25 protein-coding genes and 3 tRNA genes are annotated in these 25,940 nt (G+C 66.3%); 15 read left to right on the plus strand and 13 right to left on the minus strand.

All coding sequences use genetic code 11. From position 1 onward, the window contains the following. Nucleotides 1–176 precede the first annotated feature (176 nt). Nucleotides 177–581, plus strand: a complete 405-nt coding sequence (locus AC5FRZ_RS07385; RefSeq protein WP_015763012.1) for a CBS domain-containing protein — start codon at nucleotides 177–179, stop codon at nucleotides 579–581. A 118-nt stretch (nucleotides 582–699) separates the two neighbouring features. Here AC5FRZ_RS07385 and AC5FRZ_RS07390 read toward each other — a convergent pair whose 3' ends face one another. Beyond that, nucleotides 700–1,677 (minus strand): ROK family protein, encoded by a 978-nt coding sequence (locus AC5FRZ_RS07390; RefSeq protein ID WP_493564268.1) that lies wholly within the window; start codon nucleotides 1,675–1,677, stop codon nucleotides 700–702. A 249-nt stretch (nucleotides 1,678–1,926) separates the two neighbouring features. Between AC5FRZ_RS07390 and AC5FRZ_RS07395 the strand changes: the two genes are divergently transcribed. After that, nucleotides 1,927–3,456: a YegP family protein gene (locus AC5FRZ_RS07395; protein WP_493564269.1), complete on the plus strand. Its 1,530-nt coding sequence runs from the start codon at nucleotides 1,927–1,929 to the stop codon at nucleotides 3,454–3,456. 4 nt (nucleotides 3,457–3,460) lie between these two features. Here AC5FRZ_RS07395 and AC5FRZ_RS07400 read toward each other — a convergent pair whose 3' ends face one another. Beyond that, nucleotides 3,461–4,267, minus strand: coding sequence for a DUF7839 domain-containing protein (locus AC5FRZ_RS07400; RefSeq protein ID WP_170094065.1), 807 nt, complete (start codon nucleotides 4,265–4,267; stop codon nucleotides 3,461–3,463). 187 nt (nucleotides 4,268–4,454) lie between these two features. Here AC5FRZ_RS07400 and AC5FRZ_RS07405 point away from each other — a divergent pair, with 187 nt between their 5' ends. Further along, complete coding sequence (locus AC5FRZ_RS07405) at nucleotides 4,455–4,655, plus strand: DUF8149 family protein (RefSeq protein WP_153553192.1); 201 nt, start codon at nucleotides 4,455–4,457, stop codon at nucleotides 4,653–4,655. 4 nt (nucleotides 4,656–4,659) lie between these two features. On the opposite strand, the gene AC5FRZ_RS07410 is transcribed toward AC5FRZ_RS07405, so the two are convergent. From AC5FRZ_RS07410 to AC5FRZ_RS07435, 6 genes are all read right to left on the minus strand, one after another. Further along, on the minus strand, nucleotides 4,660–6,300 hold the full coding sequence (locus AC5FRZ_RS07410) for an aryl-sulfate sulfotransferase (RefSeq protein ID WP_493564270.1): 1,641 nt from the start codon (nucleotides 6,298–6,300) through the stop codon (nucleotides 4,660–4,662). 79 nt (nucleotides 6,301–6,379) lie between these two features. Next, the gene (locus AC5FRZ_RS07415) at nucleotides 6,380–6,565 is read right to left on the minus strand and encodes a DUF7576 family protein (protein WP_170094067.1); all 186 of its coding nucleotides are present in this window, start codon (nucleotides 6,563–6,565) and stop codon (nucleotides 6,380–6,382) included. Nucleotides 6,566–6,690: 125 nt separating this feature from the next. Continuing rightward, nucleotides 6,691–7,872, minus strand: coding sequence for a bifunctional sugar-1-phosphate nucleotidylyltransferase/acetyltransferase (glmU, locus tag AC5FRZ_RS07420; protein WP_170094068.1), 1,182 nt, complete (start codon nucleotides 7,870–7,872; stop codon nucleotides 6,691–6,693). Nucleotides 7,873–8,018: 146 nt separating this feature from the next. Further along, nucleotides 8,019–8,093 (minus strand) — tRNA-Glu (locus AC5FRZ_RS07425). A gap of 66 nt (nucleotides 8,094–8,159) precedes the next feature. After that, entirely contained in the window at nucleotides 8,160–9,272 is a 1,113-nt protein-coding gene (locus AC5FRZ_RS07430; RefSeq protein ID WP_493564271.1) for a PAS domain S-box protein, read from the minus strand. A gap of 180 nt (nucleotides 9,273–9,452) precedes the next feature. Then, nucleotides 9,453–11,417: a 3-hydroxyacyl-CoA dehydrogenase/enoyl-CoA hydratase family protein gene (locus tag AC5FRZ_RS07435; protein WP_493564272.1), complete on the minus strand. Its 1,965-nt coding sequence runs from the start codon at nucleotides 11,415–11,417 to the stop codon at nucleotides 9,453–9,455. A gap of 113 nt (nucleotides 11,418–11,530) precedes the next feature. Here AC5FRZ_RS07435 and AC5FRZ_RS07440 point away from each other — a divergent pair, with 113 nt between their 5' ends. Beyond that, a complete protein-coding gene (locus AC5FRZ_RS07440) occupies nucleotides 11,531–12,688 on the plus strand; it encodes an acyl-CoA dehydrogenase family protein (RefSeq protein WP_170094071.1) in 1,158 nt (385 codons plus the stop codon). On the opposite strand, the gene AC5FRZ_RS07445 is transcribed toward AC5FRZ_RS07440, so the two are convergent. Then, the gene (locus AC5FRZ_RS07445; RefSeq protein ID WP_493565080.1) at nucleotides 12,685–13,074 is read right to left on the minus strand and encodes a hypothetical protein; all 390 of its coding nucleotides are present in this window, start codon (nucleotides 13,072–13,074) and stop codon (nucleotides 12,685–12,687) included. The two genes, AC5FRZ_RS07440 and AC5FRZ_RS07445, sit on opposite strands and share 4 nt — an antisense overlap. A 92-nt stretch (nucleotides 13,075–13,166) precedes the next feature. Between AC5FRZ_RS07445 and AC5FRZ_RS07450 the strand changes: the two genes are divergently transcribed. Continuing rightward, a complete protein-coding gene (locus AC5FRZ_RS07450; protein WP_493564273.1) occupies nucleotides 13,167–13,775 on the plus strand; it encodes a DNA-3-methyladenine glycosylase family protein in 609 nt (202 codons plus the stop codon). 179 nt (nucleotides 13,776–13,954) lie between these two features. Here AC5FRZ_RS07450 and AC5FRZ_RS07455 read toward each other — a convergent pair whose 3' ends face one another. Together AC5FRZ_RS07455 and AC5FRZ_RS07460 are read right to left on the minus strand one after the other, a co-directional pair. Further along, nucleotides 13,955–14,227: a hypothetical protein gene (locus AC5FRZ_RS07455; protein ID WP_208627837.1), complete on the minus strand. Its 273-nt coding sequence runs from the start codon at nucleotides 14,225–14,227 to the stop codon at nucleotides 13,955–13,957. Nucleotides 14,228–14,271: 44 nt separating this feature from the next. Next, entirely contained in the window at nucleotides 14,272–14,736 is a 465-nt protein-coding gene (locus tag AC5FRZ_RS07460) for a nucleoside deaminase (RefSeq protein WP_493564274.1), read from the minus strand. Nucleotides 14,737–14,969: 233 nt separating this feature from the next. Here AC5FRZ_RS07460 and epsC point away from each other — a divergent pair, with 233 nt between their 5' ends. Continuing rightward, entirely contained in the window at nucleotides 14,970–15,575 is a 606-nt protein-coding gene (gene epsC / locus AC5FRZ_RS07465; RefSeq protein WP_493564275.1) for a serine O-acetyltransferase EpsC, read from the plus strand. Nucleotides 15,576–15,767: 192 nt separating this feature from the next. Here the strand turns inward: epsC and AC5FRZ_RS07470 are convergent, their stop codons facing one another. Next, entirely contained in the window at nucleotides 15,768–17,123 is a 1,356-nt protein-coding gene (locus tag AC5FRZ_RS07470; protein WP_493564276.1) for a RimK family alpha-L-glutamate ligase, read from the minus strand. Nucleotides 17,124–17,223: 100 nt separating this feature from the next. Here AC5FRZ_RS07470 and AC5FRZ_RS07475 point away from each other — a divergent pair, with 100 nt between their 5' ends. The 7 genes from AC5FRZ_RS07475 to AC5FRZ_RS07505 all read left to right on the plus strand — a co-directional run bounded on the left by AC5FRZ_RS07475 (nucleotide 17,224) and on the right by AC5FRZ_RS07505 (nucleotide 23,451). Beyond that, nucleotides 17,224–18,243 carry a succinylglutamate desuccinylase/aspartoacylase family protein gene (locus AC5FRZ_RS07475; RefSeq protein ID WP_493564277.1) on the plus strand — a complete coding sequence of 340 codons (1,020 nt, stop codon included), beginning with the start codon at nucleotides 17,224–17,226 and terminating at the stop codon, nucleotides 18,241–18,243. A gap of 99 nt (nucleotides 18,244–18,342) precedes the next feature. Continuing rightward, on the plus strand, nucleotides 18,343–18,738 hold the full coding sequence (gene sdhC / locus AC5FRZ_RS07480) for a succinate dehydrogenase, cytochrome b556 subunit (protein WP_015763031.1): 396 nt from the start codon (nucleotides 18,343–18,345) through the stop codon (nucleotides 18,736–18,738). Beyond that, a complete protein-coding gene (locus AC5FRZ_RS07485; RefSeq protein WP_170094078.1) occupies nucleotides 18,738–19,103 on the plus strand; it encodes a succinate dehydrogenase hydrophobic membrane anchor subunit in 366 nt (121 codons plus the stop codon). The genes sdhC and AC5FRZ_RS07485 overlap by 1 nt, the downstream gene beginning before the upstream one ends. Nucleotides 19,104–19,105: 2 nt before the next feature. Next, nucleotides 19,106–19,993, plus strand: a complete 888-nt coding sequence (locus AC5FRZ_RS07490; RefSeq protein ID WP_170094079.1) for a succinate dehydrogenase/fumarate reductase iron-sulfur subunit — start codon at nucleotides 19,106–19,108, stop codon at nucleotides 19,991–19,993. A gap of 18 nt (nucleotides 19,994–20,011) precedes the next feature. After that, the gene (locus AC5FRZ_RS07495; RefSeq protein ID WP_153553208.1) at nucleotides 20,012–21,889 is read left to right on the plus strand and encodes an FAD-binding protein; all 1,878 of its coding nucleotides are present in this window, start codon (nucleotides 20,012–20,014) and stop codon (nucleotides 21,887–21,889) included. Nucleotides 21,890–22,012: 123 nt separating this feature from the next. Continuing rightward, nucleotides 22,013–23,323, plus strand: a complete 1,311-nt coding sequence (locus AC5FRZ_RS07500; RefSeq protein ID WP_493564278.1) for a 5'-deoxyadenosine deaminase — start codon at nucleotides 22,013–22,015, stop codon at nucleotides 23,321–23,323. Nucleotides 23,324–23,351: 28 nt separating this feature from the next. Further along, nucleotides 23,352–23,451 (plus strand) — tRNA-OTHER (locus AC5FRZ_RS07505). Between the two features lie 574 nt (nucleotides 23,452–24,025). On the opposite strand, the gene AC5FRZ_RS07510 is transcribed toward AC5FRZ_RS07505, so the two are convergent. Beyond that, a tRNA-Leu gene (locus AC5FRZ_RS07510) sits at nucleotides 24,026–24,110 on the minus strand. A gap of 132 nt (nucleotides 24,111–24,242) precedes the next feature. Here AC5FRZ_RS07510 and AC5FRZ_RS07515 point away from each other — a divergent pair. Together AC5FRZ_RS07515 and AC5FRZ_RS07520 are read left to right on the plus strand one after the other, a co-directional pair. Then, on the plus strand, nucleotides 24,243–24,743 hold the full coding sequence (locus tag AC5FRZ_RS07515) for a helix-turn-helix domain-containing protein (RefSeq protein WP_372479123.1): 501 nt from the start codon (nucleotides 24,243–24,245) through the stop codon (nucleotides 24,741–24,743). Between the two features lie 45 nt (nucleotides 24,744–24,788). Continuing rightward, entirely contained in the window at nucleotides 24,789–25,916 is a 1,128-nt protein-coding gene (locus AC5FRZ_RS07520; protein ID WP_170094083.1) for an acyl-CoA dehydrogenase family protein, read from the plus strand. Nucleotides 25,917–25,940: the final 24 nt, after the last annotated feature.

Raw genomic sequence — 25,940 nt, forward strand, 5'->3', positions numbered from 1 at the left:
CGCGGTCGGCTGTGGAACCCGCCGTCTGGCGAGTGACTCGCTGGCACATATCTATTCGTTTGACATTCATCGACAATGATTGCTTGGTGAATTGTAGGGTAAACTACACTACCGAACTGGCGAACGGTTCTGCCGTGATGGCAACGCATATTAGGCCGACATTGGTACATCTGCACATGGACGACATTTTTGTCGGACGACTGATGACATCCGACCCGGTAACGGTCTCACCAGACACGCTCGTCGAGGACGCGGCACAGCTGATGATCGACGAATCGATCGGTTCGCTGATCGTCACCGACGACGACAACGACATCCGAGGGATCCTCACGTCGACCGACTTCGTGGAGATCGTCAAGGAGAGCGATCCGAAGGCTCAGACGACCGTCGAGCGCTACATGAGCACGGACGTGCTGACGACGACCGCACAGGAGCAGATTCAGGCGGTCGCAGACCTGATGCTCGAAGCGGGCATCCACCACGTCCCCGTCGTCGACGAGACCGAGGGCGTCATCGGAATCATCTCCACGACGGACCTCACCGCGTACGTCTCGACGGTCCAGACGCCGAGCCCGGCCTGACGCGCTCTCTTTCCTGCGGACTCGAATCGCCGGACACCTTCTCGGGCTGACGACTGTCCGTCCGCGAACGATCCCGTCGCCCCCAGTGGCGACCGCGACACGGCGACAGACTGCCGTATCAGTCGTCCGTGTCGGCTCGTTCGCTCGCGGTCGGTTCCCAGGCCCTCGCCTCCGAGCGCTGCTCGACGAACGCTGCGAGCGCGCCGTAGAGACCGATGTCGTCGCCCAGCCGGCTGATTCGGATTTCGGGTCGCTCGACGAACAGGTAGTCGTCGAGGTACCGGTCGATCCCGTCCAACACGACGCGCTCGTTGTTCATCGCGACGCCGCCCCCGACGGTGATGAGTCCCGGATTGAGAGCGTTACAGATGGCTCCGATCCCGGCCGCGTTGTACCGCGCGACGCGATCGAGACAGGACTGGGCGAACGCGTCCCCCTCCGATGCGGCCCTGAACACGTCCTGGGCCGTCACTTCGGCATCGAGGGTCGTCTCCGGTTCCTCTGTGCCGATCCGTCTGGACACGTTCCGGGCGATCCCACGTCCCGAGCAGAACGCCTCCCACGCGCCCGTGACGCCCGTACTCTCCACGTCGCTGTCGGGTGCGACCGGGAGCAGACCGAACTCGCCGGCCTGGGCCGACTCGCCCCGGACGAGCCGGCCGCCGTCGACGACGCCGCCGCCGATACCGGTGCCGAACGTGACGTGGACGAGGGTGTCGACGTCGTCGCGAGAGCCGTAGTGCCACTCGCCCAGCACGGCGGCGTTGCAGTCGTTTTCGACGACGACCGGGAGCCCGTGGGCCTCGTGGATCGCCCGGCCGGCTTCGATCCGATCGACGGTGTCGCCGTCGGTCGTGTCCAGCTCGTCGATCTGGGCTCTGTTTCTGTCGACGAGGCCGGTACAGGAGATGGCGACCCCGGAGAGCGGTTCCGTCGCCGCCGCGGTCAGATCCGTGACGGCGTCGACGAGCTGTCGCTCCAGGTCGTACGGTCGAGTCGGTTCGACGGTCACGTCCGTGACGATATCCCCGCTCGGGACCGCGACCCCGTACCGAAAGTTCGTGCTTCCGATCCCGAACACGGCGACCTGATCCATACACCATTTCATCCGTTCACTCAACTTAAGTATCCTTCCGTTAGCGGTCGCCCGGCTTCGGTGGCGACCGGCAGGCGTCGCCTACGCCGTCTCGACAGGGGACTCTCCCCCCGAACGAGTCTTCTGACCGACACGTGTCAGTTGCGACCACTTCGAGACACAGGAGCCCTGCGGGTAGTCGCCCTATACCGAAGATTGCGGAACCGTACTGCATCTTTAAGTATCACGTGGTCGATATTCATTATAGATATGGCAAGTTCCAGTTCGGAGGACGGGGCCCTGCTCAAGTGGTATCGCAACCGGATCGCCGAGCCGACGACCGACGACGAAGTGTACGGATACTGGTTGTTCGTCTTCGGTGTCGTGATCGGTCTGTTCGGCGTGTTACTCGCCGGCTCGACTGCCACACAGACCAGCGGCTCGTTCCAGCGACTGGCCGGGATCGCTCTGGGCGGACTCGGACTGCTGTTCGTCCTGATCGGGCCGATCGTCCGGCTCCCGCTGGAGCGCCGGGCGACGAGGGTCGCCTACGTCGGAGCGGCCATCAGCGTCCTCGCGATCGTCTGGCTCGTCCTCTCGTTCGACGGCGGACGCGGCCAGCGCTCGATCGTCTTCGGGACCTACGGCATCGGGATGGCCGTCATCGCGCTGGGTGCGATCCTCGTGCCGATGATGAACGAGACCGACGGCGAGACCGCCGTCTCGGCCGCGGAGTCGTCGGCCCAACGGGCACAGGCGGACGCCGACAGTGCCCGTATGGAGGCCGACGAACACCGAGCGGAGGCCGACGACCTTCGCGAGCAGGTCGCCGCTCGGACCGACGAACTGGCAGTGCTCCACGACAGCGCGGCGACGTTCGAGCTGTACGAGGACAGGGGTGGCAAGTACCGCTGGCGGCTCCGCCACCGCAACAGCAACATCATCGCCGACAGCGCGCAGGGGTACTCCCGCCGCGTCGACGCCCAGAACGGGATCGAGAGCGTTCGCCGCAACGCACTGGGCGGCGCGCTCGTGGAACTCGAAACCGAGATCGACGACTCGACCGACGAGGCCGAGACGGGCGTCGTCGCCTACCCGCCGGGCGAGAGCAAGGCGACGTTCGAGCTGTACGAGGACAACGCGGGCGGATACCGCTGGCGACTCCAGCACGCCAACGGCAACATCATCGCCGACAGCGGCGAGGGCTACACCGAGCGCCGCGAGGCCGAGGCGGCCATCGAGCGCGTGAGCGAGCGGGCCGGACCGGCACAGTACCTCCGTGCCGATCCGACGGCCTTCGAGGTGTACCAGGACGCCGCCGAAGAGTGGCGCTGGCGGCTGATTCACAAGAACGGCAAGATCCTCGCCGACAGCGGTGAGGGGTACGCCTCCCGCAGCGGGGCTCGCGACGCCGTCGATCGGGTCCGGTCGGGGCTGGAAGACGACGACTACGAGTTCGAGATCTACGAGGACACGGCCGGCAAGTACCGCTGGCGGCTCGAAGCGGACAACGGCGAGATCGTCGCCGACAGCGGGCAGGGCTTCAGCGAGGAGCGGGGCGCACGCGAGAGCATCGATCGCGTCGAGGGACACGCGCCCGACGCCGCGGCGCTGGACATCGGACTGGCGGCTTTCGAGGTCTTCGAGGACAACGCCGGACAGTATCGCTGGCGACTCCGCCACCGCAACGGGAACATCCTCGCGGACGGCGGCCAGGGGTACAGCTCGCGGACGAAGGCCTTCGACGGCATCGACAGCGTCAAGCGAAACGCGCCCAACGCCGAGACCACCGACGCCTGACGGCTCAGTCGTCGTACTCGACGATCTCGAAAGCCGCGTCGCCGTTTCTCAGCGTGTCGGTCAGTCCGGCGAGATCGTCCGCCACCGCCAGCAGACACACGTCGAGCCCCTTCGTCGCGGCCTCCGCGACGGCGGCCGCCGTCGCGAACTGGATGTCGACGTCGAGGTCGGCGGCGTGGGCCGTCGCGACGGCCTCCGTCCCCGAGACCGCGAGCAAGTCGTGGTCGCGCGCTTCTGCGGCGACGGCCGCGTGATCCACGTCGCCGCTCCCGCCGTCGCGGATCGGCGGGATCGAGACGATCGTCACCGTCCCGAGGTCGTACTCCAGGACGCCGTCGAAGTCGGTGATACCCACGTCCCGGCCCGCCTCGGCCGCCGAGACGGCGACCGCGGTCGCCGTCCCGGCCTCGCCCGGTGTCGCGTGCAACACGCCGTCTCGCATCGTCAGCGAGACCGCCTGCCCGTCCTCGATGGCGGTGGTCGCGATGGCGGTCTCGATCTCGACTTCGCCGATCACGTCGTCAGAGACGTGGTCGACGAACTCCCGGAGGTCGGTCGTCTGCGTGATGAGCCAGTCGACCCCCTCCTTGGTGACCTCGTAGCGCCCTCGTCCGTGCTTCTGGACGAACTCGTTCTCGACGAGATCCTGGAGGTAGTTCGAGACCGCCTGCGAGGTGATGCCGATGCTGTCGGCGATCTCCTGTTGACTGACTGCCGGCTGGCGCTCGGCGATCTCGATGAGGATCTGGTACTGGGTCGCCGACCGCTTGCTCTGGAGGACCGTGGTGCCGTCGTGTGCCCCGTCCGTCATTGTCGATGCTGAGGGCGGCCGGGACAAGTATGTTTGCCCTTTCTCCCCACAGGACCGGCGCTGGGGCGCTCACGATCGTCTAAAGGAAAGTCGAGTTGCCACCGGGCAAGCCACGTTGTGGTCGGTCCCAGCGTGGTTGTGCCAGGAAAACCGATGATATTTCACCCCACTGGACGGAGTGGCGACCATGACGGACGACGAACTCCCCGACATCCCCGTGATCTGTACGGACTGTGACACCCGGACCAAGGTCGCGTTCGACGAGGTCGAGGCGGCGGTCGAGCGCCACAACGAACAGCTCCACGACGGTGAGACAGTCGCGCAGGTCGATCCCGAGGTCATGGAGGTCCTCGCCGACCGCGTCGCCGAAGATCTGGGACTGCTGTAGGCCGTCAGCGGACGTTTTCGACCCCTGTTCTGACGCGTCGCCCGATGCCGGCGGCGACGCCCCGGAGCGTGTGGCCCGCCCAGTAGAACTCGCTGCCCGCCCAGCACAGACCGACGAGCACGAACAGCGTGGCGAAGGCCAGGTCGGTAAAGAGGACCCACGGCGGTGCGGTGTAGAGGATCCCGTTCGTGACCAGCGACGGCGTCACGTCTTTCAGGGTGAGCCAGAACCGGTCGGTGGGAGTCCGATCGCCGCTGGTCTCGACCGACGCTCCGACCGAGGGCGGCGTCGCCGTCCCGTTCGCCGCTCCCTCTGGCTGGGTCCGGGGTTCGATCGGTGCCCGTCCCCTGAGCCGTGCGGCCGGTCCGCCCTCGCTCTCGTCGCCGGTTCCGATCCGCTCGACGTCGTAGGGCATCCCGACGGTGGCCGACCAGACGATCTCGTCGTCGGCGTTCACCTCGACGAGTCGGTTGCCGTTCGAGTCGACCAGCAGCGTGTTGCCGTTAGGGAGTCGGTCGGCGTCCCGTGGCCACTTGAGACGCACGTCCTGCCAGGACCAGCTCTGGACCCACTCGCCGTCGACGCGCTGGTACTCGACGACGCGGGCGTTCTCGGAGTCCGCGACGACGACGGCGGGGCCGCCGTACGCTCGCGGGATGTAGTCGGCGTTGTGTTGCTCGTAGAGGATCGAGTGGTTGCCGTCCTCGCCGAGAGTCCAGTCTTCGTCGACGGCGTACCCGCCGCCGTCGGTTCGGTCGAGGAAGATCACCTCGTCCATGTTGCGCGGACTGAGCATGATTCGGCCGTCGGCCAGCACTTCCACGTCGTTGACGTGCGTCCAGTCCCCGCCCTGACCGCCGGCCTCGGGGCTGTAGTGTTCGTCGAAGCGCCACTCCCAGACGATCGAGTCGTCGCGCGTGTCCACGACGAACACCGAGTCTTCGACGATGTCGGCGACGATCAGGTGGGTGTCGTTGAGCCGATCAACGTCGTGCCAGCGGCCGGACGCGACCTGGGGCGTCATCTCGGCGTACACGGTCTCGTGGTCGCCCGTGGTGAGGTTGACGCGGTTGACGACGTTGCGCGTACACTGGTCGCCGTGGAACTGTTCGCACTCTGTCCCCTCGAAGTGTTTCGCGGCGACGTACTCGACGGTGTAGCGCTCGCCCTCGACGGGATCCACGTCGAAGTAGACCCGGTAGGTGTCGTTGAAGTAGACGACGCTACCGTCGGGCGTCAGCGCGGCCAACTCTGCCGTCTGGCCGCTCACGTAGAACCCCTGTGTCGCGACGACGGTCAGACCCCGATCGCCGCTGGCCGCCCGGACCTGCCGGGTCGACCAGTTCTCGCCGGGCAGTGTCTCGGACTTCGCCCGGTCGAACCGTGATTCTACGTCGATCTCCGTCAGACCAGTCGACGCCGGTGTCGCCGTGGGCGTCGCGTCACCGCCGGCCGATCCGTCGTCCGCCGTCTCGTTCGCACCGCTCGATTCCGGCGTCGCAGTCGCCGTCTCGGTGACGGTCCCACCGGTCTCGCTCTCGGCACCGGCAGTCGACTGGAGAAACGACTGGCCGACCGCCGCGGCCGAGAGGATCATGACCGTCAGAAAGAGGACTCGCAGCGCCGATCGTGTGCGCGCTCTCATCGGTTGAACGGGCGGAGAATCGACCGACTGCGGTTAAGTCTTTGTGAACGCTCAACGTCGCTTTGAGCGATCGGGTCGCTCAGCGCTCGTCCCACGCGCTCAGACAGGACTCGTCACAGAAGTGCGCTTCCTGGACGGTGTCGTCTTCGATCCAGGTCACTTCGCGGTGGGTCGGTTCGTTCACGATCGCGTCGCCACAGTGCTCGCAGTCGGGCGCTTCGGACTCGTCTAAGTCCTCGTGATGGTCCGATGTGGGATCTACCATTAGCCGAACCGTCGGTGTCGCGGTATTTAATCCCAAAGATATCTCACGCGCCGTGTGCCCCTCGCTTGACTGCTCGTCCGGAATCGCTGCCCTCGGCGTCACGGACGGACAGTCACACTGCCGGCTTACCGATCCCGCGTGACCGACTCGCCCGGCGTCGTGCTGGCCCCGCTCGACAGGGTGACGCCGGGATTGATGCTCGTGTTGACCGCGGTCTTGACGCCGTCTCCGGCGACGACGCCGTACTTTCGTCGGCCGGTCGAGACGCGGTCGCCCTTGACGGTCTGTCTGACCGGCTCCCCGTCGTGACGGAGGTTCGCCACCTGCGTGCCGGCTCCGAAGTTCACGTCCTCGCCGAGGACGCTGTCGCCGACGTAGGTGACGTGGGGGACGGCCGAGCCCGCACCGATCACGCTGTTTTTGATCTCGACGCCGTGGCCGACGTGGGTGTCCTCGGCAAGGAGCGTCGCTCCGCGCACGTAGGCGTTGGGTCCGACTTCCGCGCCGGAACGGATCAGCGCCGGCCCCTCGACGACGACGCCGGGCTCGACGGTCGCGCCGGCCTCGACGACGACGGTTCCGCGAAGCGTCGCGTCACCGCGGACTTCGCCGTCGATCCGCCGATCGAGTTCGCCCAGCTTCCACTCGTTGGCCGCCAGCAACTCCCAGGGTCGCCCCACGTCGAGCCAGCGGTCGACCTCGACGGCGGAGACGGCTCCGGTCTCGATCGCCCGCGCGACCACGTCGGTGATCTCGTACTCGCCGCGCTCGCTTTCCTCGACGTCGAGCCACTCGCGGGCGTCGGCCGGGAACACGTACGCGCCGGCGTTCGCGAGCTCCGTCGGCGGGTCGTCGGGCTTCTCGACGATCCCGGTCACGGTGCTGCGGTCGGTCGAGAGGACGCCGTAGGCTGTCGGATCGTCGACGCGAGACGCCGCGATGGCCGGGCCGGCGTCGAACAGCGCGGCGATCGACGACTGATCGTAGAGGTTGTCGCCGTTGAGGACGGCGAAGGGACCGTCGAGGTGCTCGCTTGCGGCCCTGACGGCGTCCGCGGTGCCGCGTTGCTCGGCCTGGACCGCGAACTCCACCGGGACGCCGCGATACTCCTCGCCGAAGTACGACCTGACCGCGTCGGCTTCGTAGCCGACGACCAGGATCAGCTCGCTCGCCCCCGCCTCGACCGCCGCGTCGGCGGTGTGTGCCACCAGGGGCCGGTCTGCGACCGGCAACATCGGTTTCGGCGTGTCCGCCGTGAGCGGTCGCATTCGCGTCCCCTCACCTGCCGCGAGGATGACTACTTGCATACGTGCCGAGACTCACGGTATCCATTTGATACTGCCGGCTGTCCCTTCGTGAATATCTCCGCCACCCCTGGGTGGCGAAATCGGTCACAGATGTACAGCCGGTCGTATGAGATGGCTCCCGCTCACGACGTTGTTCGCGAGAGAAATGCTCGCTCAGGGATTTGAACCCTGGTCATTGGCTCGAAAGGCCAATATGATTGGCCGGACTACACCAAGCGAGCGACGCATATAGGGAGATAGGCTCGTGGTATTTAAAATCGTCTTTCTGCAGGCAGTTTGCGAACCACTCACTCGAATTCGACGCCGGAGACGGTGACCCGGAGGCCCCCGCTCTCGCTCTCGGACAGCGAGAGCTGCCAGCCGTGGGCCGTCACGATCTGCTCGACGATCGTGAGGCCGTAGCCGGTGCCGTGGTCGGTCGTCGTGTACCCGTACTCCAGTACGTCGTCGCGCTCGCCAGGCTCGATTCCGGGGCCGTCGTCGGCGACGAAGAGCCCGTCTTCGGTCCGGTCGACGGTGACAGTCACGCCGGGACCCGCGTGACTGGCGACGTTCTCGAAGAGGTTCTCGAACACCTCCAGCAGTCGGTTCTCGTCGGAGAGCACCGTCCCGAGGTCGTCGCTGGCCGAGAGCGAGCCGTCCTCCGGTCCGGCGGTCGTCCAGGCTCGGTGGACGATCCGTTCCACGTCGACGGGTTCGGGTTCCGTGATCCGATTGCCGTCCCGAGCCAGCGTCAACACGTCCTCGATGAGCGCCTCGATCCGTTCGAGTGACTGCTCGATGTGGTCGAGGTGGGCCGTATCGGCCGTCTCGCGGGCCAGCTGGAGCCGTCCCATGGCGACGTTCAGCGGATTGCGGAGGTCGTGGCTGACGACGCTGGCGAACTGTTCGAGTCGCTCGTCCTGCCGCCGGAGCTTCTCCCAGCCCTCGACGCGTTCGCTGATGTCTGCGATGGTCCCGACGTTGTAGCGGGTCCCGTCGACCTCGATGGCCGTGGTGTGGGTCTCGACGGGGACCTCGGTGCCGTCGAAGCGACTGTGTCTCGCCTCGCGCTGTCGCGTCTCTCCGACCTCGAACGACTCCCAGTACTCCTCGAATCGCGCTCTGTCGATCGCCGGGTTCACCTCCCACAACCCCGTCCCGTGTAGCGACTCGCGATCGGTGCCCAGCAGATCGGCGTACGCCTGGTTCACGTAGGCGAATCGTCCGTCCGCCCCGTAGACGCCGACAGCGACGCCGACGCGCTCCACGACGGCGTTGAAAAATCCCGGCTCGAAGCCGCCGTCGGTCCGTCCGTCCGTCCTCGATCGCTGGTCCGCGACACCTCGTCGCCGGCCGTCGCTGGCAGGCTCGCTCTGTGCACCGTCCCGGTCGCCGTGTCTGCTGTGTTCCCCCGTCATGTTCGCACCCACAGCGCGTACCTGACGCTGATACTCCCTCTTCTGAGCCCAGCATCAAAAACCCCTTCCGTGGTAGCACGACACATCCACCACAGGAGGGCGAATCGATCGGTCCCGTTCAGGGAGTCTCGACGCTCGACTGGTAGGGTGGGGATCGATCGCGAACGACGGTCGACGGGCCTACTTGCCCTGGAAGTCCGGGTCGCCGTCGCCCATGAACGCCGTGATGCCCTCCATCACGTCGTCGGTGCCGATGAGGTGGCCGAAGGCCTGGGCCTCGACCTCCAGTCCGGCGTCGGTGTCGTCGCGCCCGGCCAGCATCGCCTTCTTGGTCAGCTCCTGGGCGACGGGCGGTCCGGCGGCCAGATCGGTGGCCAGTTCGAGCGCCCGCTCGTCGATCTCGTCGTTGGGGACGACCTCGTTGACGAAGCCGTAGTCGGCCATCTCCGCGGCGTCGTAGCGCTCGGCCGTGAAGATGATCTCCTTGGCGCGGCCCTCGCCGACGATGTTGCTCAGGCGCTGGGTGCCGCCCCAGCCCGGCAGCAGGCCGAGGTCGTGCTCGGGCTGGCCGAGTTCGGAGCGCTCGCTGGCGACGCGCATGTCCGCACAGGTGGCCAGTTCCATCCCGCCGCCCAGCGCGTAGCCGTCGATGCCGGCGACGACCGGCATCGGACAGGATTCGAGCTTGCCGAACGTCTGCTGGCCCTTCCGGGAGAGCTCGATCGCCTCCAGCGGCGTCGCGTTGCTCGCCATCGACTGTACGTCCGCGCCCGCGGAGAAGGCCCGGTCGCCCGCACCGGTCAGCAGGATCGCACGCACCTCGTCGTCCTCCTCGAGGTGGTCGACGGCGTCGGCGATCTCGTCCATCATGTCCGGACTGACCGTGTTCATGCGGTGTGGACGATCGAGTTCGATCTGGGCGACGTACTCTGCGGGGTAGGAAAGCGAGATCGAGTCGTAGTCGGCCGACGCTTCCTCGTCGTCGTCGTAGAAGCCACCCTCCTCGGCGGCCGCTTCGAGGCCGGCCGAGAGCTCGTAGCGGGCTGCACCGGTCTCCTCGTGGGCCGTTTCGAGCGCGTCGACGAGCGCCTCCAGGCCCGTCTCGTCTGCGAGCTTCGCCGGCCCGTCCGGGAAGCCGCCGCCGAGCATCACGGCCTCGTCGATGTCGCTGACGGGCGCGACGTCGTTCTCGACCAGCTTCCCGACCTCGTTGGCCATCACGGCGAGCAGACGATGCTCGACGTCTTCGCGGCCGGCGTCCGTCGGGATGTCGACGCCGCCGTTTTCGTAGTCGTAGAACCCTTCGCCTGACTTCTTGCCCAGCCGCTCGTCTTCGACCGTCTCTTCGAGGAGCGGACACGGTGCGTACTGCTCACCGAGCACCTCGTGCATGTATTCGAGGACGTGGAGGCCGACGTCGTTGCCGACCTGGTCGGAGAGCTCGAACGAACCCATCGGCAGGCCCATGTCGAACTTCGTCGTCGAGTCGACCTCGGCGATCGTCGCCACGTCGTCGTGGACGAGCCAGCAGGCCTCGTTCATCAGCGGGACGAGGATGCGGTTGACGATGAATCCCGGCGAGTCCTTCCGCACTCGGACGGGCGTCTTGTCGAAGGCGTCGGCGAGTGCTTCGATCGCGTCGAGCGTCTCGTCGTCGGTGTGTTCCCCCGAGATGACTTCGACGAGGGGCATCCGGACCGGGGGGTTGAAAAAGTGCATCCCGCAGAACTGCTCTGGGCGCTCCGTGACTTCGGACAGCTCCGTGATCGAGAGGCTCGACGTGTTCGTCGCGAAGATCGCGTCCTCGGGGGCGTGGGCTTCCACGTCGCCGTAGACGTCTTTCTTGATCTCCATTTTCTCCGGGACGGCCTCGACGATCACGTCGGCGTCGCCGACGGCCGCCTCCATGTCGACCAGCGGTGTCACGCGTTCCAGCGCCGCGTCGGCTTCGTCCTGGCTGAGCTGTTCTTTTTCCGCGAGTTTGTCGAGGGACCACTCGATGTTGTCGTAGCCGTCCTGGACGAACTCCTCTTTGATGTCGCGCATCTGCACGTCGTAGCCCGCGATGGCGGCGACCTCGGCGATTCCGTGACCCATGTTCCCTGCGCCAAGCACCGCCACAGTCTCAATGTCCTCAAAATCCATGACAGGCGTATCCACTCTCGCCCAGGGTTTCAACGTTTCTCTCGCACAACAACCACGTTGCCGTTTATTTCTGTACGAAATCATTATCCGTGATACCGTTTAACACTGGTAACATGGACTTCGACCTCACAGACGAGCAACGGCAGGTCCGAGACGAGGTGCGACGGTTCGCCGAAAACGAGATCAAACCCAACGCGACCGAGTACGACACCGAGGAGAAGTTTCCTCGTGAGATCGTCGAGCAGGCGGCCGAGATCGGACTCACGGGCGCGAACATTCCCATCGAGTACGGCGGCGTCGGCTACGACACGCTGACCAACGCGATCATCGCCGAAGAGCTGTTCGCGGCCGATCCCGGCATCGGACTCTGCATCCAGTCGACCGCCTTCGGGGCGGACGCACTCGTCGGCTTCGGGACGGAGGAACAGAAAGCGGAGTTCCTCGAACCGGTCGCGACCGGCGACGCCATCATGGGGGCGGCGATCTCCGAGCCCGACGTGGGCTCGGACGTGTCTTCGGTGTCGACGCGGGCAGAGAAAGACGGCGACGAGTGGGTGATCAACGGCAACAAGATGTGGATTACCAACGGTTCGATCGGGGACTACTTCGTCGTACTCTGTAAAACGGACCCGGAGGCGGAGGGTCGGTACAACGGCTTCTCCCAGATCGTCGTCGAGGCCGATCGCGACGGGTTCGAAGCCGACAAGATCACCGGCAAACTCGGCATCCGCGCGTCCGACACCGCCGAGCTGATCCTCGACGACGTGCGCGTCCCCGAAGAGAATCTCGTCGGGACCCGCGGCGCGGGCTTCCTCCAGCTCATGCAGTTCTTCGACGAGACCCGGACGGGCGTCGCCGCACAGGCCGTCGGGATCGCGAAGGGAGCCGCCGAGCGCGCGCTCGATTACGCCGAGGACCGCGAGCAGTTCTCCAAACCAATCAGCGAGTTCCAGGCGATCCAGCACAAGCTCTCCGAGATGCACACGCAGGTCGAGGCCGCCCGGATGCTCACCTACAAGTCCGCCTGGAGCGTCGACAACGAGGGCGACCAGCTGACGATGCTGGCCTCGATGGCCAAAGAGTTCGCCTCACGGGTCGCCGTCGAAGTCGCCGACGAGGCCGTCCAGATCCACGGTGGGGCCGGCTACGTCAACGACTTCGACGTCGAGCGGTTCTACCGCGACGCCAAGATCACCCAGATCTACGAGGGGACCTCGGAGATCCAGAAGAACATCATCGCGCGCGAGCTGCTCGGCAAAGGGATGACCTAAGCCGCGACGCGCAACGCTTCGTCGAGGCTATCGACCGTCTCGATGTCGACGCCGGGGATCTCGCCGATCTTGCTCTTGAGTGCCATCTTCTTGATGTCGTCCGACACGATAATCCAGTTCGTGATTCCGTACTCGGTGCCGGCCTCTGCGGCCTCCTGTGCCTTCTCGAAGACCTCCCCGTTGAGCGCCGACTCCATTTTCAGGACCGAGACGTGGGTGTCGATGGCGGGGTCGGTCGCCAGCTCTTCGAACCGCTCGTTGACGGCCGCAAAGACTTCCTCTTTCGTCTCGATGTCCGCACCGAACTCGGCGATCAGCGCGTTCTCCTCTACGTACAGGCTCCAGTCGTCTGTCGTCACGCTCACCCTTCTGTACCCGCAGAACATAACTACGTTCCCGTGATTATCACCAGAGATATTCGCCCTCGCTCCGACGCTCGACCGCAACGTTCTCGACGCTCTCGTCCCATCGTCCCTCCGTGAGCGACCCACACGACCGACTCCGCGAGGATCCCGACCTGGGACCGCTCGTCGAGACTCACGGCGAACTGACGATCTCACCGGCCGAGGACTTCTTCGCGCGAATCCTGACATCGATCGTTCGCCAGCAGGTGTCGATGGCGTCGGCGGCAGCCACCCGCGAGCGACTGTTCGACGCCGTCGCGGTGACGCCGTCGGGCGTTCTGGCGGCCGACGACGAGACACTGCGTGACGCCGGCCTCTCTCGGCAGAAGACGCGTTACGTCAACAACGTCGCGAGAGCCTTCGAGGAACGCGGACTCTCACGGGCGTACTTCGAGGACGTGGACGACGATGCGGTCGTCGACGAACTCACGTCTATCACCGGCGTCGGCGAGTGGACGGCGAACATGCAACTCATCTTCTCGCTGGGCCGCGAGGACGTGTTCCCCGTCGGCGACCTCGGCGTCCGGAAGGGCATGGCGTCGCTCGTCGATCCGGAGCTGACCCGCGCCGAGATGTCCGCGTACGCCGAGCGGTGGGCTCCCTACCGGAGCTACGCCACCCTCTACCTCTGGCGCGCCGAAGAGGACATCGAAGAGAGTGTCGACGAGGTCGAATCGCTGTGACCGGCGCGTGTCCCACCATCGGTGGCCGAAAGGCGGCCAGGAGGGCCGAACTGTCGTCCGGGACCCGGTGCATCAGGATCGAATCACGTCGCCGCCACTCGCCATCTCCCGTGCGAGTATCACAATACCACTGACAAGAACCTGTCGAAAGAAACCCGTGTGCGGGGCGGCTGCGACGCTCACTCTCCGTCCATCTCGAAGTCCTCGATCGAGTGGCCCTGCCGGACGATCCGCTCGCTGATCAACAGCTTCTCCGTCCGGTCGAGTGCCTCCCAGTCGAGGTGGTCCGGGGGCGACGACTCCAGGGACTCGAACTGCTCGATCACGCGGCCGTTGACGAATCGCGAGAACTCCTCGCAGTTCGGGCAGGTCACGGAGAGGTGCGAAACGTCGAAGTCGCGTGTCACGGTGTGCTCACGGCAGTTCGAGCACCGGTACGTACGCTCGGTCATACCCGTCGAAGGGGTTCGACGGGGTTGAGCACTGTGGTCCGTCGCTACCAGTCGAACACCTCGTGGACGGCCAGTCCCGCCTCGTGACACACCGGGCCGGTCACGTCGGTGACGCCGTCGAGAATTGCCTCCGATCGAACCGTCGGCTCGCCGCCGGTGAACCTGTGGATCTCGTCGCCGCCGACGCTGTAGACGATCCGCCCCAGTCCGACCGAGCGGAGGCCGCCGGCACACATCGGGCACGGTTCCGTGCTCGTGTACATCACCGTCCGGGCGCGTTCTTCCAGCGTGTACGACCGTTTGGCTTCCAGCGCGAGGTCGAGCTCCGGATGGCGTCGCAGGTCGTCCTCCGTGACGACGCGGTTCGACGCCGCCGCGATCTGCTCGTCGTCCCGGACGAGGACGGAACCGAACGGTCGGTCGCCGCGGTCGGCGGCCCCACGGGCGAGGTCGATGGCCGACTGCACGTGTCGCTCGTGATCGAAGTCCTCGAAATCGGGGTCTGCCATACCGCCACTCTGGCGTGCCCCACAAAGAAAGGCTGGGTCCTCTTGCCGGTCTCGCAGGGTAGTAGCGACGGGGTTTAAGAGGCTGGCTCTGCGAACGTAGAGTATGCTCCGCGGGCACGCTCGCGACCGATCGGTCGTCCCACGAACGCACGCGCTCGCCGGCCGTTGTCGCTGAGCGTCCCGCTCTTCTCGTCACCGCGCACCGCTCTCTCACCACGCCTGACACTCCAACAATGTTCGACCGCATCGCAGACGACATCCGATTCGCCAAGGCCAACGATCCGGCCGCAACGAGCACCCTCGTGGTGCTGTTGACCTATCCGGGACTGCACGCCGTCTGGTGGCACCGCCTCGCACACGCCTGTCACCGCCGCGGCCTCGACCTCGCTGCCGCCCTGCTGGCGTACGCCGGTCGATTTCTCACCGGCATCGAGATCCATCCCGGCGCGACCGTCGGCGAGCGGCTGTTCATCGATCACGGCATGGGGACCGTCGTCGGCGAGACCGCCGAGATCGGCGACGAGGTCGTGATGTACCACGGCGTGACGCTGGGCGGGAAGTCCAGCGAGCCGGTCAAGCGCCACCCGACGATCGAGGACCGCGCGCTGATCGGTGCCGACGCGACGCTGATCGGCGACATCACGATCGGCGAGGACGCGACCGTCGGTGCCGGGTCCGTCGTCGTTGACGACGTACCGCCAGACACGACCGTCGTCGGCAACCCCGCTCGCCCGATCGACGCCCCCAAAGACGAGGAGCCTGTCTCGGACGAGGACGACGGAGTCCACCCGGACTGCGCCCCCGGCGTCGAACCCCGCTGGCGGGAAGTCCAGTCGTAGGCGGGGTCGTTCCTTCCCGCTCGCGGAATCGAGACCCCTCGCTTCGCTCGGCGTCTCGCTACTCACGGGTCGTTCCTTCCCGCTCGCACCTCCGAGGCCCGCTGCTCGCTTCGCTCTCAGCGCGCCTCGCTACTCACGGGTCGTTCCTTCCCGCTCGCGAAATCGAGACCCCTCGCTTCGCTCGGCGTCTCGCTACTCCTCTCCGGCTTCTTCTTCCTCCGTCTCCAGTTCGCCGTCGGCGTCGGCTCGCCGGGTCACGTCGACCCGGTAGTGCTGGAGGATGTCCCGACCGAGCAAGAGCGGGTAGTCCATGTGCCCGCGGTCCTCGATGCTGGCGGTGACCGTGTGCTGGGTGCCGCCGACACCGACGACGAGGTCGACGACGGGTCGGGACTTGCCCTGCTTGAGGCTGCCAGAGCGGACGGTCACGATGTCCTTGATCGGGCCGGTGCCCAGACGAGTGGCCAGCTGTGAGTCGATGCTGGTCCGTGTCGCGCCGGTGTCTGACTTCGCGAGGACCGTCTCGGTGCCCCGAGTCCCGGCGACCATCACCTCCTCGATGTAGCCGACGACGGCTGGCTCCCTGGGTTCAGTCTCGACGGGCGTGGGCATGCATACCGGGCTGGAGTCGTCCAGCCGCTCTGCCAGCCGTTCGACGTCGTCGTCGGCCACGCTCCCGCCGGCCGCTTCGATCGCCAGCCGTGCGATGTGGGGTGCCGGACTCGTCCCCGTGGCCTTGAACAGCCCCCGGAACCCGGCCGTCGGGTTGACTTCCAGGACGAAGTAGCCGTCGGCTCCCTCGATGATGTCGACGCCGGCGTAGTCGAGTCCGAGCACGTCCGCGGCCGTCGTCGCCATGTCGGCCACTTCCGGTGGGAGATCGTCGGTCACGTCCTCGACGTCGCCGCCGAGTGCGACGTTGGTCCGCCAGTCGCCGTCGGGTGCGTAGCGGTTCATCGCGCCGACGACGACGCCGTCGACGACGTAGACGCGCAAGTCGTGGTTGCGCTGGTCGTCGACGTCGAGGTACTCCTGGAGGAACGCCTGTCGCAGGCCGACCTGGGGGTTGACGGGATCGTCCAGATCGACGAGCCAGGTGCCGCCGCCGTGGGTCCCGATCGCGGTCTTGTACACTGCGCGGTCGCCGAAGCGAGCCCGCCCCTCGTTGAGTCGCTCGCTGGACAGCGCCAGCAGGGCGTCTGGCACCGGGACGCCGGCCTCCGCCAGCGCCATCGTCGTCGCGAACTTGTGCAGGGCCGTCGTGATGGCTTCGGGCGGGTTCAGCATCGGGACCAGCCGAGCCAGCGTGTGTGCGAGGCCGATTCCCTCGACGGGCTGTTCGTCGCTGGACAGGAGGAGTCGATTGACGACGACGTCAACGTCCGGTTCCAGCGTCACGTCCCCGTCTCGCACGTCGACGGCCGTGTTCTCCGCGCGGAGCCACTCGGTGTCGTAGCCCAGCGCGTCGACGGCGTTCAGGATCGCCTTCGTCTCCTTGCTGTTGTGGAGGCTCAGAACGCCGACCGTCGGAGCCGCAGCGTCGTTCATACGACTGGTGACTCCCACAGACGCCAAAGCCCTGACGGTCGTCGGGGGTGACGGGATCGACTGTCGGACCGGTTTTACCCTTCGGCGTCGATTAGGTGCTATGGACGAAGCGCGGCCGTTCACCTACGACGGCGGACGGGTGGACCCCGGCGAGACCGAGAACGTCCGATACACGGTCAGCGAGACGTACCTCGGCGATCCCGTCCGGATGCCGGTCACGATCGTCAACGGCGAGGGCGCGGGACCGAGGCTGTTTCTCGCGGCGGCGGCCCACGGCGACGAACTCAACGGCGTCGAGGTCGTCCGCGAGGTCGCCCACGAGTGGGACCTCGCCGATCTCTGCGGGACGCTGGTCTGCTGTCCCGTCCTGAACGTTCCGGGTTTCATCGCCCAGCAGCGATATCTCCCCGTCTACGACCGGGACCTGAACCGCTCGTTTCCGGGCCGGGACGACTCGACGGGCGCAAAGCGGATCGCCAACGAGATCTTCCGGAACTTCGTCGCACCGTGTGACTACGGACTCGACTTCCACACCTCCACGCGCGGCCGGACCAACATGCTCCACGTGCGGGCCGACATGGCGGACGAGCGGGTCGCGCGACTGGCGAAGTCGTTCGCGACGAACGTCGTCATCGCTTCGGACGGTCCAGATGGGACGCTACGCCGCGAGGCGACCGACGCGGGCGTCCCGACCGTCACCGTCGAGATGGGGGAAGCCCACCGCTTCCAGCGGCCACTGATCGACCGGGCGCTCGTGGGCGTCCGCTCCGTCCTGGCGGAGTTTGGCCTCCTACGAAGCGCGTGCGTTCACTGGCCGGGCTGGCGGACGATCATCGACGGGAGCGACGAGAAGACGTGGATTCGGGCCGACGCTGGTGGCCTCGTCGACATGCACTTCGACCGCGGTGCTTTCGTCGAGGCGGGCGAGCCGATCTGTACGATCGCCAATCCCTTCAAGACCGACCGGACAGCCGTCGAAGCGCCGTTCACCGGGCTGCTGGTCGGGGTGCTGGAGAACCCGCTCGTCTACCCCGGCAACCCACTCTGTCACCTCGTGAAACTCGACGACCGGACCCAGCGCGCCCTGGAGCGCAACGGCGGGATCGACGATCGCCCGTGAGCGACGTGTCACGCAGAACGTGAACTACCGATCATGTTTGCCGGGAGCGCGCGTACGTTGTAGTAACTTCTATTTGTCCCCGCTCCAAGTGCTGGGTGTATGAGTCAGTCTTACAATCGCGGCACCGTCGAGGACTTCGGACGGTGGCGGGACTTCTCGGCCGGGATGTGGGCGTGGATCTTCCACAAGTTCACCGGCTGGGTACTCGTCGGCTACCTCTTTACCCACATCGCCGTGCTGAGCACGGCGATCCAGGGGGAGGCACTGTACAACGGCACCCTGCAGGGACTCGAAGCCCTGCTCGTCGTTCGCTTCCTCGAGGTTGGCCTGCTCGCCGTCGCCGTCTTCCACATCCTCAACGGGCTCCGACTGCTGTTCGTCGATCTGGGGATCGGACTCGAAGCACAGGACAAGAGCTTCTACGCGTCGATGGTGCTGACGGGCGCGATCGTCGTCGCCAGCATCCCGACGTTCCTCGGGGGGAAACTCGTCTAATGGCCGAACACTACTCCTCTTTCGAACGCAAAGGATCGCGGTGGCTGCTACAGCGGGTCACGGCCGTGTTCCTCGTGGGCGTGCTGGCCTTCCACTTCATGCTGCTGCACTTCGTCAACCACGCGGCCGAGGTGACGCTGGCCGGCACGACCACGCGGATGAGTTCCATCGGCTACTTCACGACGATGTGGCTGTTCCTCGTGACCGCGACTTTCCACGGCGTCAACGGCGTCTACAACGCCCTCATCAACCAGGGGCTGACCGGGACCCGCAAGCGGGCGGTCAAGTGGGTGCTGATCGTCGCCGGTGTCCTGCTGATCGCACAGGGAACCCGCGTCGCCGTCGCCATGACCAACCTGATCTAACCATGAGTACGATCGAACAGGAGACAGAGACAGAGGAGACGACCGACGAGTCGGCCGAGCCGACCGTCGAATCACCGGGCGAGCGCCGCCGGGCAGAGAAACGCGAGCGGACCCAGTCCCGAGAGGACCAGCGCGTCGACGAGGAGATCGACTCCTCGGAGGAGACGGTCACGCTCAAAGTCTTCCGCTACGACCCCGAAGTCGAGGGGAAAGAAGAGCCGCGCTTCGACGACTTCACCGTCCCCTTCCACAAGGGGATGACCGTCCTCGACGCGCTCATCTACTCGCGAGACCACTACGACTCGTCGCTGACCTTCCGACACTCGTGTCGGCAGGCCGTCTGTGGTTCCGACGCCCTCTTCATCAACGGTCGCCAGCGGCTGGCCTGCAAGACCCAGATCGCCGATCTCGACGCCGGGACGATCCGGATCGAGCCGCTGCCCCACCAGGAAGTCGTCAAGGACCTGGTCGTCGACATGGAGCACTTCTACGACCAGATGGAGGCCGTCGAGCCGTACTTCGACGCCGACGAGCTGCCCGACGACGAACTCGAAGAGCAGCGACAGGACCGCGAGAACCGCGAGAAAATCAAGATGTCCACGCGCTGTATCTGGTGTGGCGCGTGTATGTCCTCGTGTAACATCGCGGCCGGCGACAACGAGTATCTCGGGCCGGCGGCGATCAACAAGGCCTACCGCTTCGCGATGGACGAACGCGAGGGCGAGCAGCGCAAGCAGGAACGGCTCCGTATCATCGAGCAAGAACACGGCGTCTGGCGGTGCCAGACGCAGTTCTCCTGTACCGAGGTGTGCCCGAAGGACATCCCACTGACCGAGCACATCCAGGAGCTCAAACGGGAAGCAGTCAAGAACAACCTCAAGTTCTGGTAATCCTAAGGGAGACTAACAATGCACGAACACGACGTGATCGTGGTCGGTGCCGGCGGTGCCGGCCTCCGAGCGGCGATCGCAGCCGACGAAGAGGGTGCCGACGTGGCACTCGTCACGAAGCTCCACCCCGTCCGGAGCCACACGGGCGCGGCCGAGGGTGGCATCAATGCAGCACTGCGCGAGGGCGACGACTGGGAACTCCACGCTTACGACACGATGAAGGGGTCGGACTATCTCGGGGACGCCCCCGCGATCGACACCTTCGCCCAGGACGCCCCCGAAGAGGTCGTCCAGATCGAGCACTGGGGAATGCCGTTCTCCCGCGAGGACGACGGCCGCGTCTCGCAGCGTCCGTTCGGCGGGATGTCGTTCCCGCGGACGACCTACGCCGGTGCGGAGACGGGCCACCACCTGCTGCACACGATGTACGAACAGGTCGTCAAACGAGGCATCGAGGTGTACGACGAGTGGTACGTCACCAACCTCGCCGTCACCGACCACGACGACCCGGAGGATCGCCACTGTCACGGGGCCGTCGCCTACGAGATCGCGACCGGCAACGTCGAGGGCTTCTGGGCCCGCGACGGCGTCATCCTCGCGACCGGCGGTCTCGGACAGGCCTTCGATCACACGACGAACGCCGTCGCCAACACCGGCGACGGCTGTGCGATGGCCTACCGCGCGGGCGTCCCGCTCGAAGACATGGAGATGATCCAGTTCCACCCGACGACGCTGCCGTCGACGGGCGTGCTCATCTCTGAGGGGGTCCGTGGCGAAGGCGGGATCCTCTACAACGACGACGAAGAGCGGTTCATGTTCGAACACGGCTACGCGAACAACGACGGGGAACTCGCCTCTCGTGACGTGGTCTCGCGGGCCGAACTCACCGAGGTCAACGCGGGTCGTGGCATCGAGGACGAGTACGTCGACCTCGACATGCGCCACCTCGGCGAGGAGCGCATCCTCGATCGCCTGGAGAACATCCTCCACCTCGCGGAGGACTTCGAGGGCGTCGACGGCCTCGACGAACCGATGCCGGTCAAGCCCGGCCAGCACTACGCCATGGGTGGCATCGAGACCGACGAGAACGGCGAGACCTGTATCAGCGGGCTCTACGCCGCGGGTGAGACGGCCTGTGTCTCGCTGCACGGTGCCAACCGTCTCGGCGGCAACGCGCTGCCGGAACTGCTCGTGTTCGGCGCACGCGCCGGACACCACGCCGCCGGCAAGGACATGAAGACCGCCGAGATCGAGACCGGTCGCTCTGCCAAGAGCGAGGACGGCGACGTGTCGCCGCCAGTCCAGCCGGGTGCGATCCAGACTGGAGACGGAGACGTGGCCGCAGACGGCGGTGAGCGATCCGACGGATCGCGATCCTCGTCAGACCTCCGGGCTGACGGCGCGATGGTCGAGCCCAAGGAGACCCTGGAGCACACGGTCCAGCAGGAGCGAGAGCGAATCGAGACGCTGCTGGAAGCAGACGGCATCAACCACGCCGAGGTCCGCTCGAACGTCCAGGAGACGATGACCGAGAACGTCAACGTCTTCCGCGAAGAAGAGAGCCTCAACGACGCGCTGCGTGACCTCCGTCGCGCACGCGAGCGCTACGAGGACGTCGCCGTCGCCGACCCGTCCCGCACCTACAACACGGACCTGATCCACACCATCGAGACGCGCAACATTCTGGACGTCGCCGAAGCGATCACGCTCGGCGCGCTGGCCCGCGAAGAGTTCCGCGGCGCTCACTGGCGCGCGGAGTACCAGGAACGACGCGACGAGGAGTGGATCAAGCACACGATGCTGGCCTGGGACGACGGGACGCCGGAGTTGTACTACAAGCCGGTCCTGCTCGAGAGCCAGTGGAAAGAGTACGAACCCAAAGAGCGGTCGTACTGACCACGGCGTCGACCGCGATCGCCGCTGTCGACGCGACCCGCGACCTGATCGCCGGTCGTCCGTGGAGTCGACGCGTTTTCTCGACCCCAACCGCTTAGGCAGTGGCACACTTCCCTCGTGGTGATGCGACTCACCGGGACCGTCGTCGCCGACAGCGACACCGTCTACGAGGACGGCGCGGTCGTCACGAGCGGCGACGAAATCGTCGCCGTCGGCGATCGCCAGCGCCTGGTCCAGCAGTACCCGGACCACGACAGTCGGTCGTTCGACATCGTCGCGCCGGGGCTGGTCGGCTCGCACGTTCACTCGGTGCAGAGCCTCGGACGGGGGATCGCAGACGACGAAGCGCTGCTGGACTGGCTCTTCGACCACGTCCTCCCGATGGAGGCCGCCATGGACGCCGAACAGATGCGGACCGCGGCGACGCTTGGCTACATGGAGTGTCTGGCCAGCGGCGTTACGACCGTCGTCGACCACCTCTCGGTCGCCCACGCCGACCAGGCCTTCGAGGCGGCCGGCGAGATCGGGATCCGTGGCCTGCTCGGCAAGGTGTTGATGGACCACGACGCCGGGGCACTCCAGGAGGACACCGACGCGGCACTGGCCGAGTCCGAGCGCCTCATCGAACGGTATCACGGGGCCTTCGACGACCGGATTCGCTACGCCGTCACGCCGCGCTTTGCCGTCTCCTGTACCGAGCGCTGTCTCAGGGGTGCCCGCGAGCTCGCCGACGCCTACGACGACGTGCGCATCCACACGCACGCCAGCGAGAACCGCGACGAGATCCAGACGGTCGAAGACCGGACGGGCATGCGCAACGTCGAGTGGCTCGACGAGGTCGGTCTGACGGGGCCAGACGTGACGCTGGCCCACTGCGTCTGGACGGACGAGACCGAGCGGGCGATCCTCGCCGAGACCGACACCACCGTCGTCCACTGTCCCAGCTCGAACATGAAACTCGCCAGCGGGATCGCACCCGTCGAGGGCTACTTGCAGCGGGGGATCACCGTCGCGCTGGGCAACGACGGCCCTCCCTGCAACAACACGCTCGACCCGTTCACCGAGATGCGCCAGGCGGCTCTGCTGGCGAAGGTCGACGGACTCGACGCGACGGCACTGCCGGCCGCGACCGTCTTCCGGATGGCGACCGAACACGGGGGGCAGGCGACTGGCTTCGACGTGGGCGCTCTCGCGCCGGGGCGGCCCGCCGACGTGATCGGCCTCGCGACGGACACCGCCCGCTCGACGCCGGTTCACGACCCGCTCTCGCACCTCGTCTTCGCCGCCCACGGCGACGACGTTCGGTTCACGATGGTCGACGGCGAGGTCGTCTACGACGACGGCACGTTCGCACACGTGGACGGCGACGCCGTCCGTGCGGACGCTCGACGGCACGCAGACTCGATCTACGCTGAGATCTCGTCCAAGGATTAATGGCCGTCTCGTCCCAACGACAGGCCGCGGAAGGGTGGCTCAGTGGTAGAGCGCCGTGGACCGACTCCAGCACCGGTCGACGGTCGTCCCCTTCAGGGCTTCGCGTGGTTCGAATCCCGCCCCTTCCATCGTGCTCCGAACGACAGTGAGGAGCCGACGGTGTACGCGTGGATTTATGCCGACGGGAGACTGGCGACCGACAGGACAGTGTCTCGTGTGAGTGCCTCAGCTATCGATCGTGAAAAGCGTAGGAAAGGGGTGGTGGGTGGTGGTGGGTGCTGGCACCGGGATGGTGCCGTACTTACGCATTGGCGGCGGATAGTAATAAATGCGTCGGCCAGTTATCAATGTCTATAATTAGAGCGGGCGACCGCCGTTCTCTCGTCTCTGATAGCACCGTTCGAGTGGTCCTCCCAGTACCGACGACCGATATCGACTCCGTGACGACTCTCCCGACGTAGTCGAGTCGGAAACTGCGTGGGACCGGATTCGAACCAGAAGAAGACTCGCTCACGCTCGTCTTCTAGGGCTCGAATCCTCGGGACGATTTTGCCACTCACGGGCTTGTTCGTGGCAAAAATGCGTGGGACCGGATTCGAACCTGCGGAAGACGGTCGGCCTCGCTTCACTCGGCCGCTGCGACTTCCCGGGCTCGAATCCTCGGGACGATCTTGCCACTCACGGGCTTGTTCGTGGCAAAAATGCGTGGGACCGGATTCGAACCGGCGGACCCCTACGGGACAGCGCCCTCAACGCTGCGCCGTTGGCCTGGCTTGGCTACCCACGCTCGTTGCGTCGTGCGCATTCAGTCCTATTCCGTGGTTGGGTAAAAGCGCTTTCGTTTGCGACTCTCCGCGCGAACCTCTCACACTCGCGACAAAGCGGGCATTTCAAATACGTTCGGTCCGCTACGGCCCGCATGGCAAAATACTCGACCGGCAGTGGCAGTGGCAGCGCCGGCGAGAGCTGTGAACTCTGTGGCGCGTCCGACGCCGACCTCGAAACGGCGAACGTGGCGGGGGCGACGCTGCAGGTGTGTGCGGACTGCTCTCAGCACGGCGAGACCTCGAAAACCGAGTCGTCGGACGGTTCTCGTGGCGACCGAGACACCGACCGCAAGCGCCGTGCGGCCCAGAACGCGGCCAAGATGGCCGACGCACAGCAGCCCGACGCCTCCCACTGGGAGGACGGCGCGAACTACGAGGACGACCAGCTCCCGTATCTCGTCTCCGACTACGGCTCCGTGGTGACCGAGGCACGCCAGGACGCGGGCCTCCAGACCCAGGAGCTGGCCGAGGAGCTGGACGTCGACGAATCCGACGTTCTCGCCGTCGAACAGGGCCGTGCGACCCAGGCCGGCGTCGGCGGGTCGGTCGTCGCCAAGCTCGAAGACTTTCTCGACGTCGAGCTGACCGAGTGACGGTCACGCCGTGGCACCTATTGGCAATGGGGCTGTACGTAGCGTATGGAGCTCTCGTCCGAGCAGCGCGCGATCCGTGACACCGTCCGCGAAGTCGCCGACGAAGAGATCAGGCCGGTCGCACGCGAGTGTGACCGCGAGCAGACGTTTCCCGAAGACGCCTGGGACACGCTAGCCGAGATCGACGTGACTGGCCTGACAGTGCCCGAAGCCTACGGCGGCCTCGACGTGGACCGCCAGACGTACGCCGTCGTCAACGAGGCCGTCGCCCACGGCTCGCTGGCGGTGGCGACCGCGCTGTCGGTCCACTGTCTCGCGACCTCCTGTGTCGCGACGTTCGGTGACGAACAGCTCCGGGAGACGTGGCTCCCCGATATGGTCGCGGGCCGTCCGGTCGGGGCCTTCGCCCTCTCCGAGCCCGAGGCGGGGTCGAACCCTCGACAGATGCAGACCGTCGCGCGCCGCGAGGGCGACGAGTACGTGATCGACGGCGAGAAGGCCTGGATCACGAACGGACAGCGCTCCGGAGTCGTGATCGTCTTCGCGAAGACCGACCCGGACGATCCGGACTCGGTCACCCAGTTTCTCGTCCCGAAAGACAGCGACGGACTGACCGTCGGTTCGAAAGAGGAGAAGCTGGGGCTGCGAGCCAGCGACACGACGACGCTGACTCTCGATGGCGTCCGCGTCCCGGACCGGTACCGGCTCACCGAGGAGGGCCGCGGGCTCGCTGCGGCCCTGTCGATCCTGACCGGCGGACGGGTCGGGATCGCCGCGCAGGCGGTCGGCCTCTCGCAGGCGGCCCTCGACGAGACCGTCGACTACGTCACGGAACGCGAGCAGTTCGACGGCCCGATCGGCGACATCCAGAGCGTCCGGCACACGATCGCGGAGATGGAGACGACCGTCCGGGCTGGCCGCGAGTTGACGCACGCGGCGGCACGAGCCATGGACCGCGACGAGGACGCCCGTGCGAGCGCCAGCGTCGCGAAGTACTTCGCCACCGAGGGGGCCGTCGACGTGACCCAGCAGGCCGTCCAGCTCCACGGCGGCTACGGCTACACGACAGAGTTCGACGTCGAACGGTTCTACCGGGACGCCAAGGTGACGACGATCTACGAGGGGACGAGTCAGATCCAGAAGAACGTCATCGCTCGCTCGCTCCTCTCCTGATTCCCGACACGACGGCGCTCCGTG

The sequence above is a fragment of the Halomicrobium sp. HArcht1-1 genome (assembly GCF_058933285.1).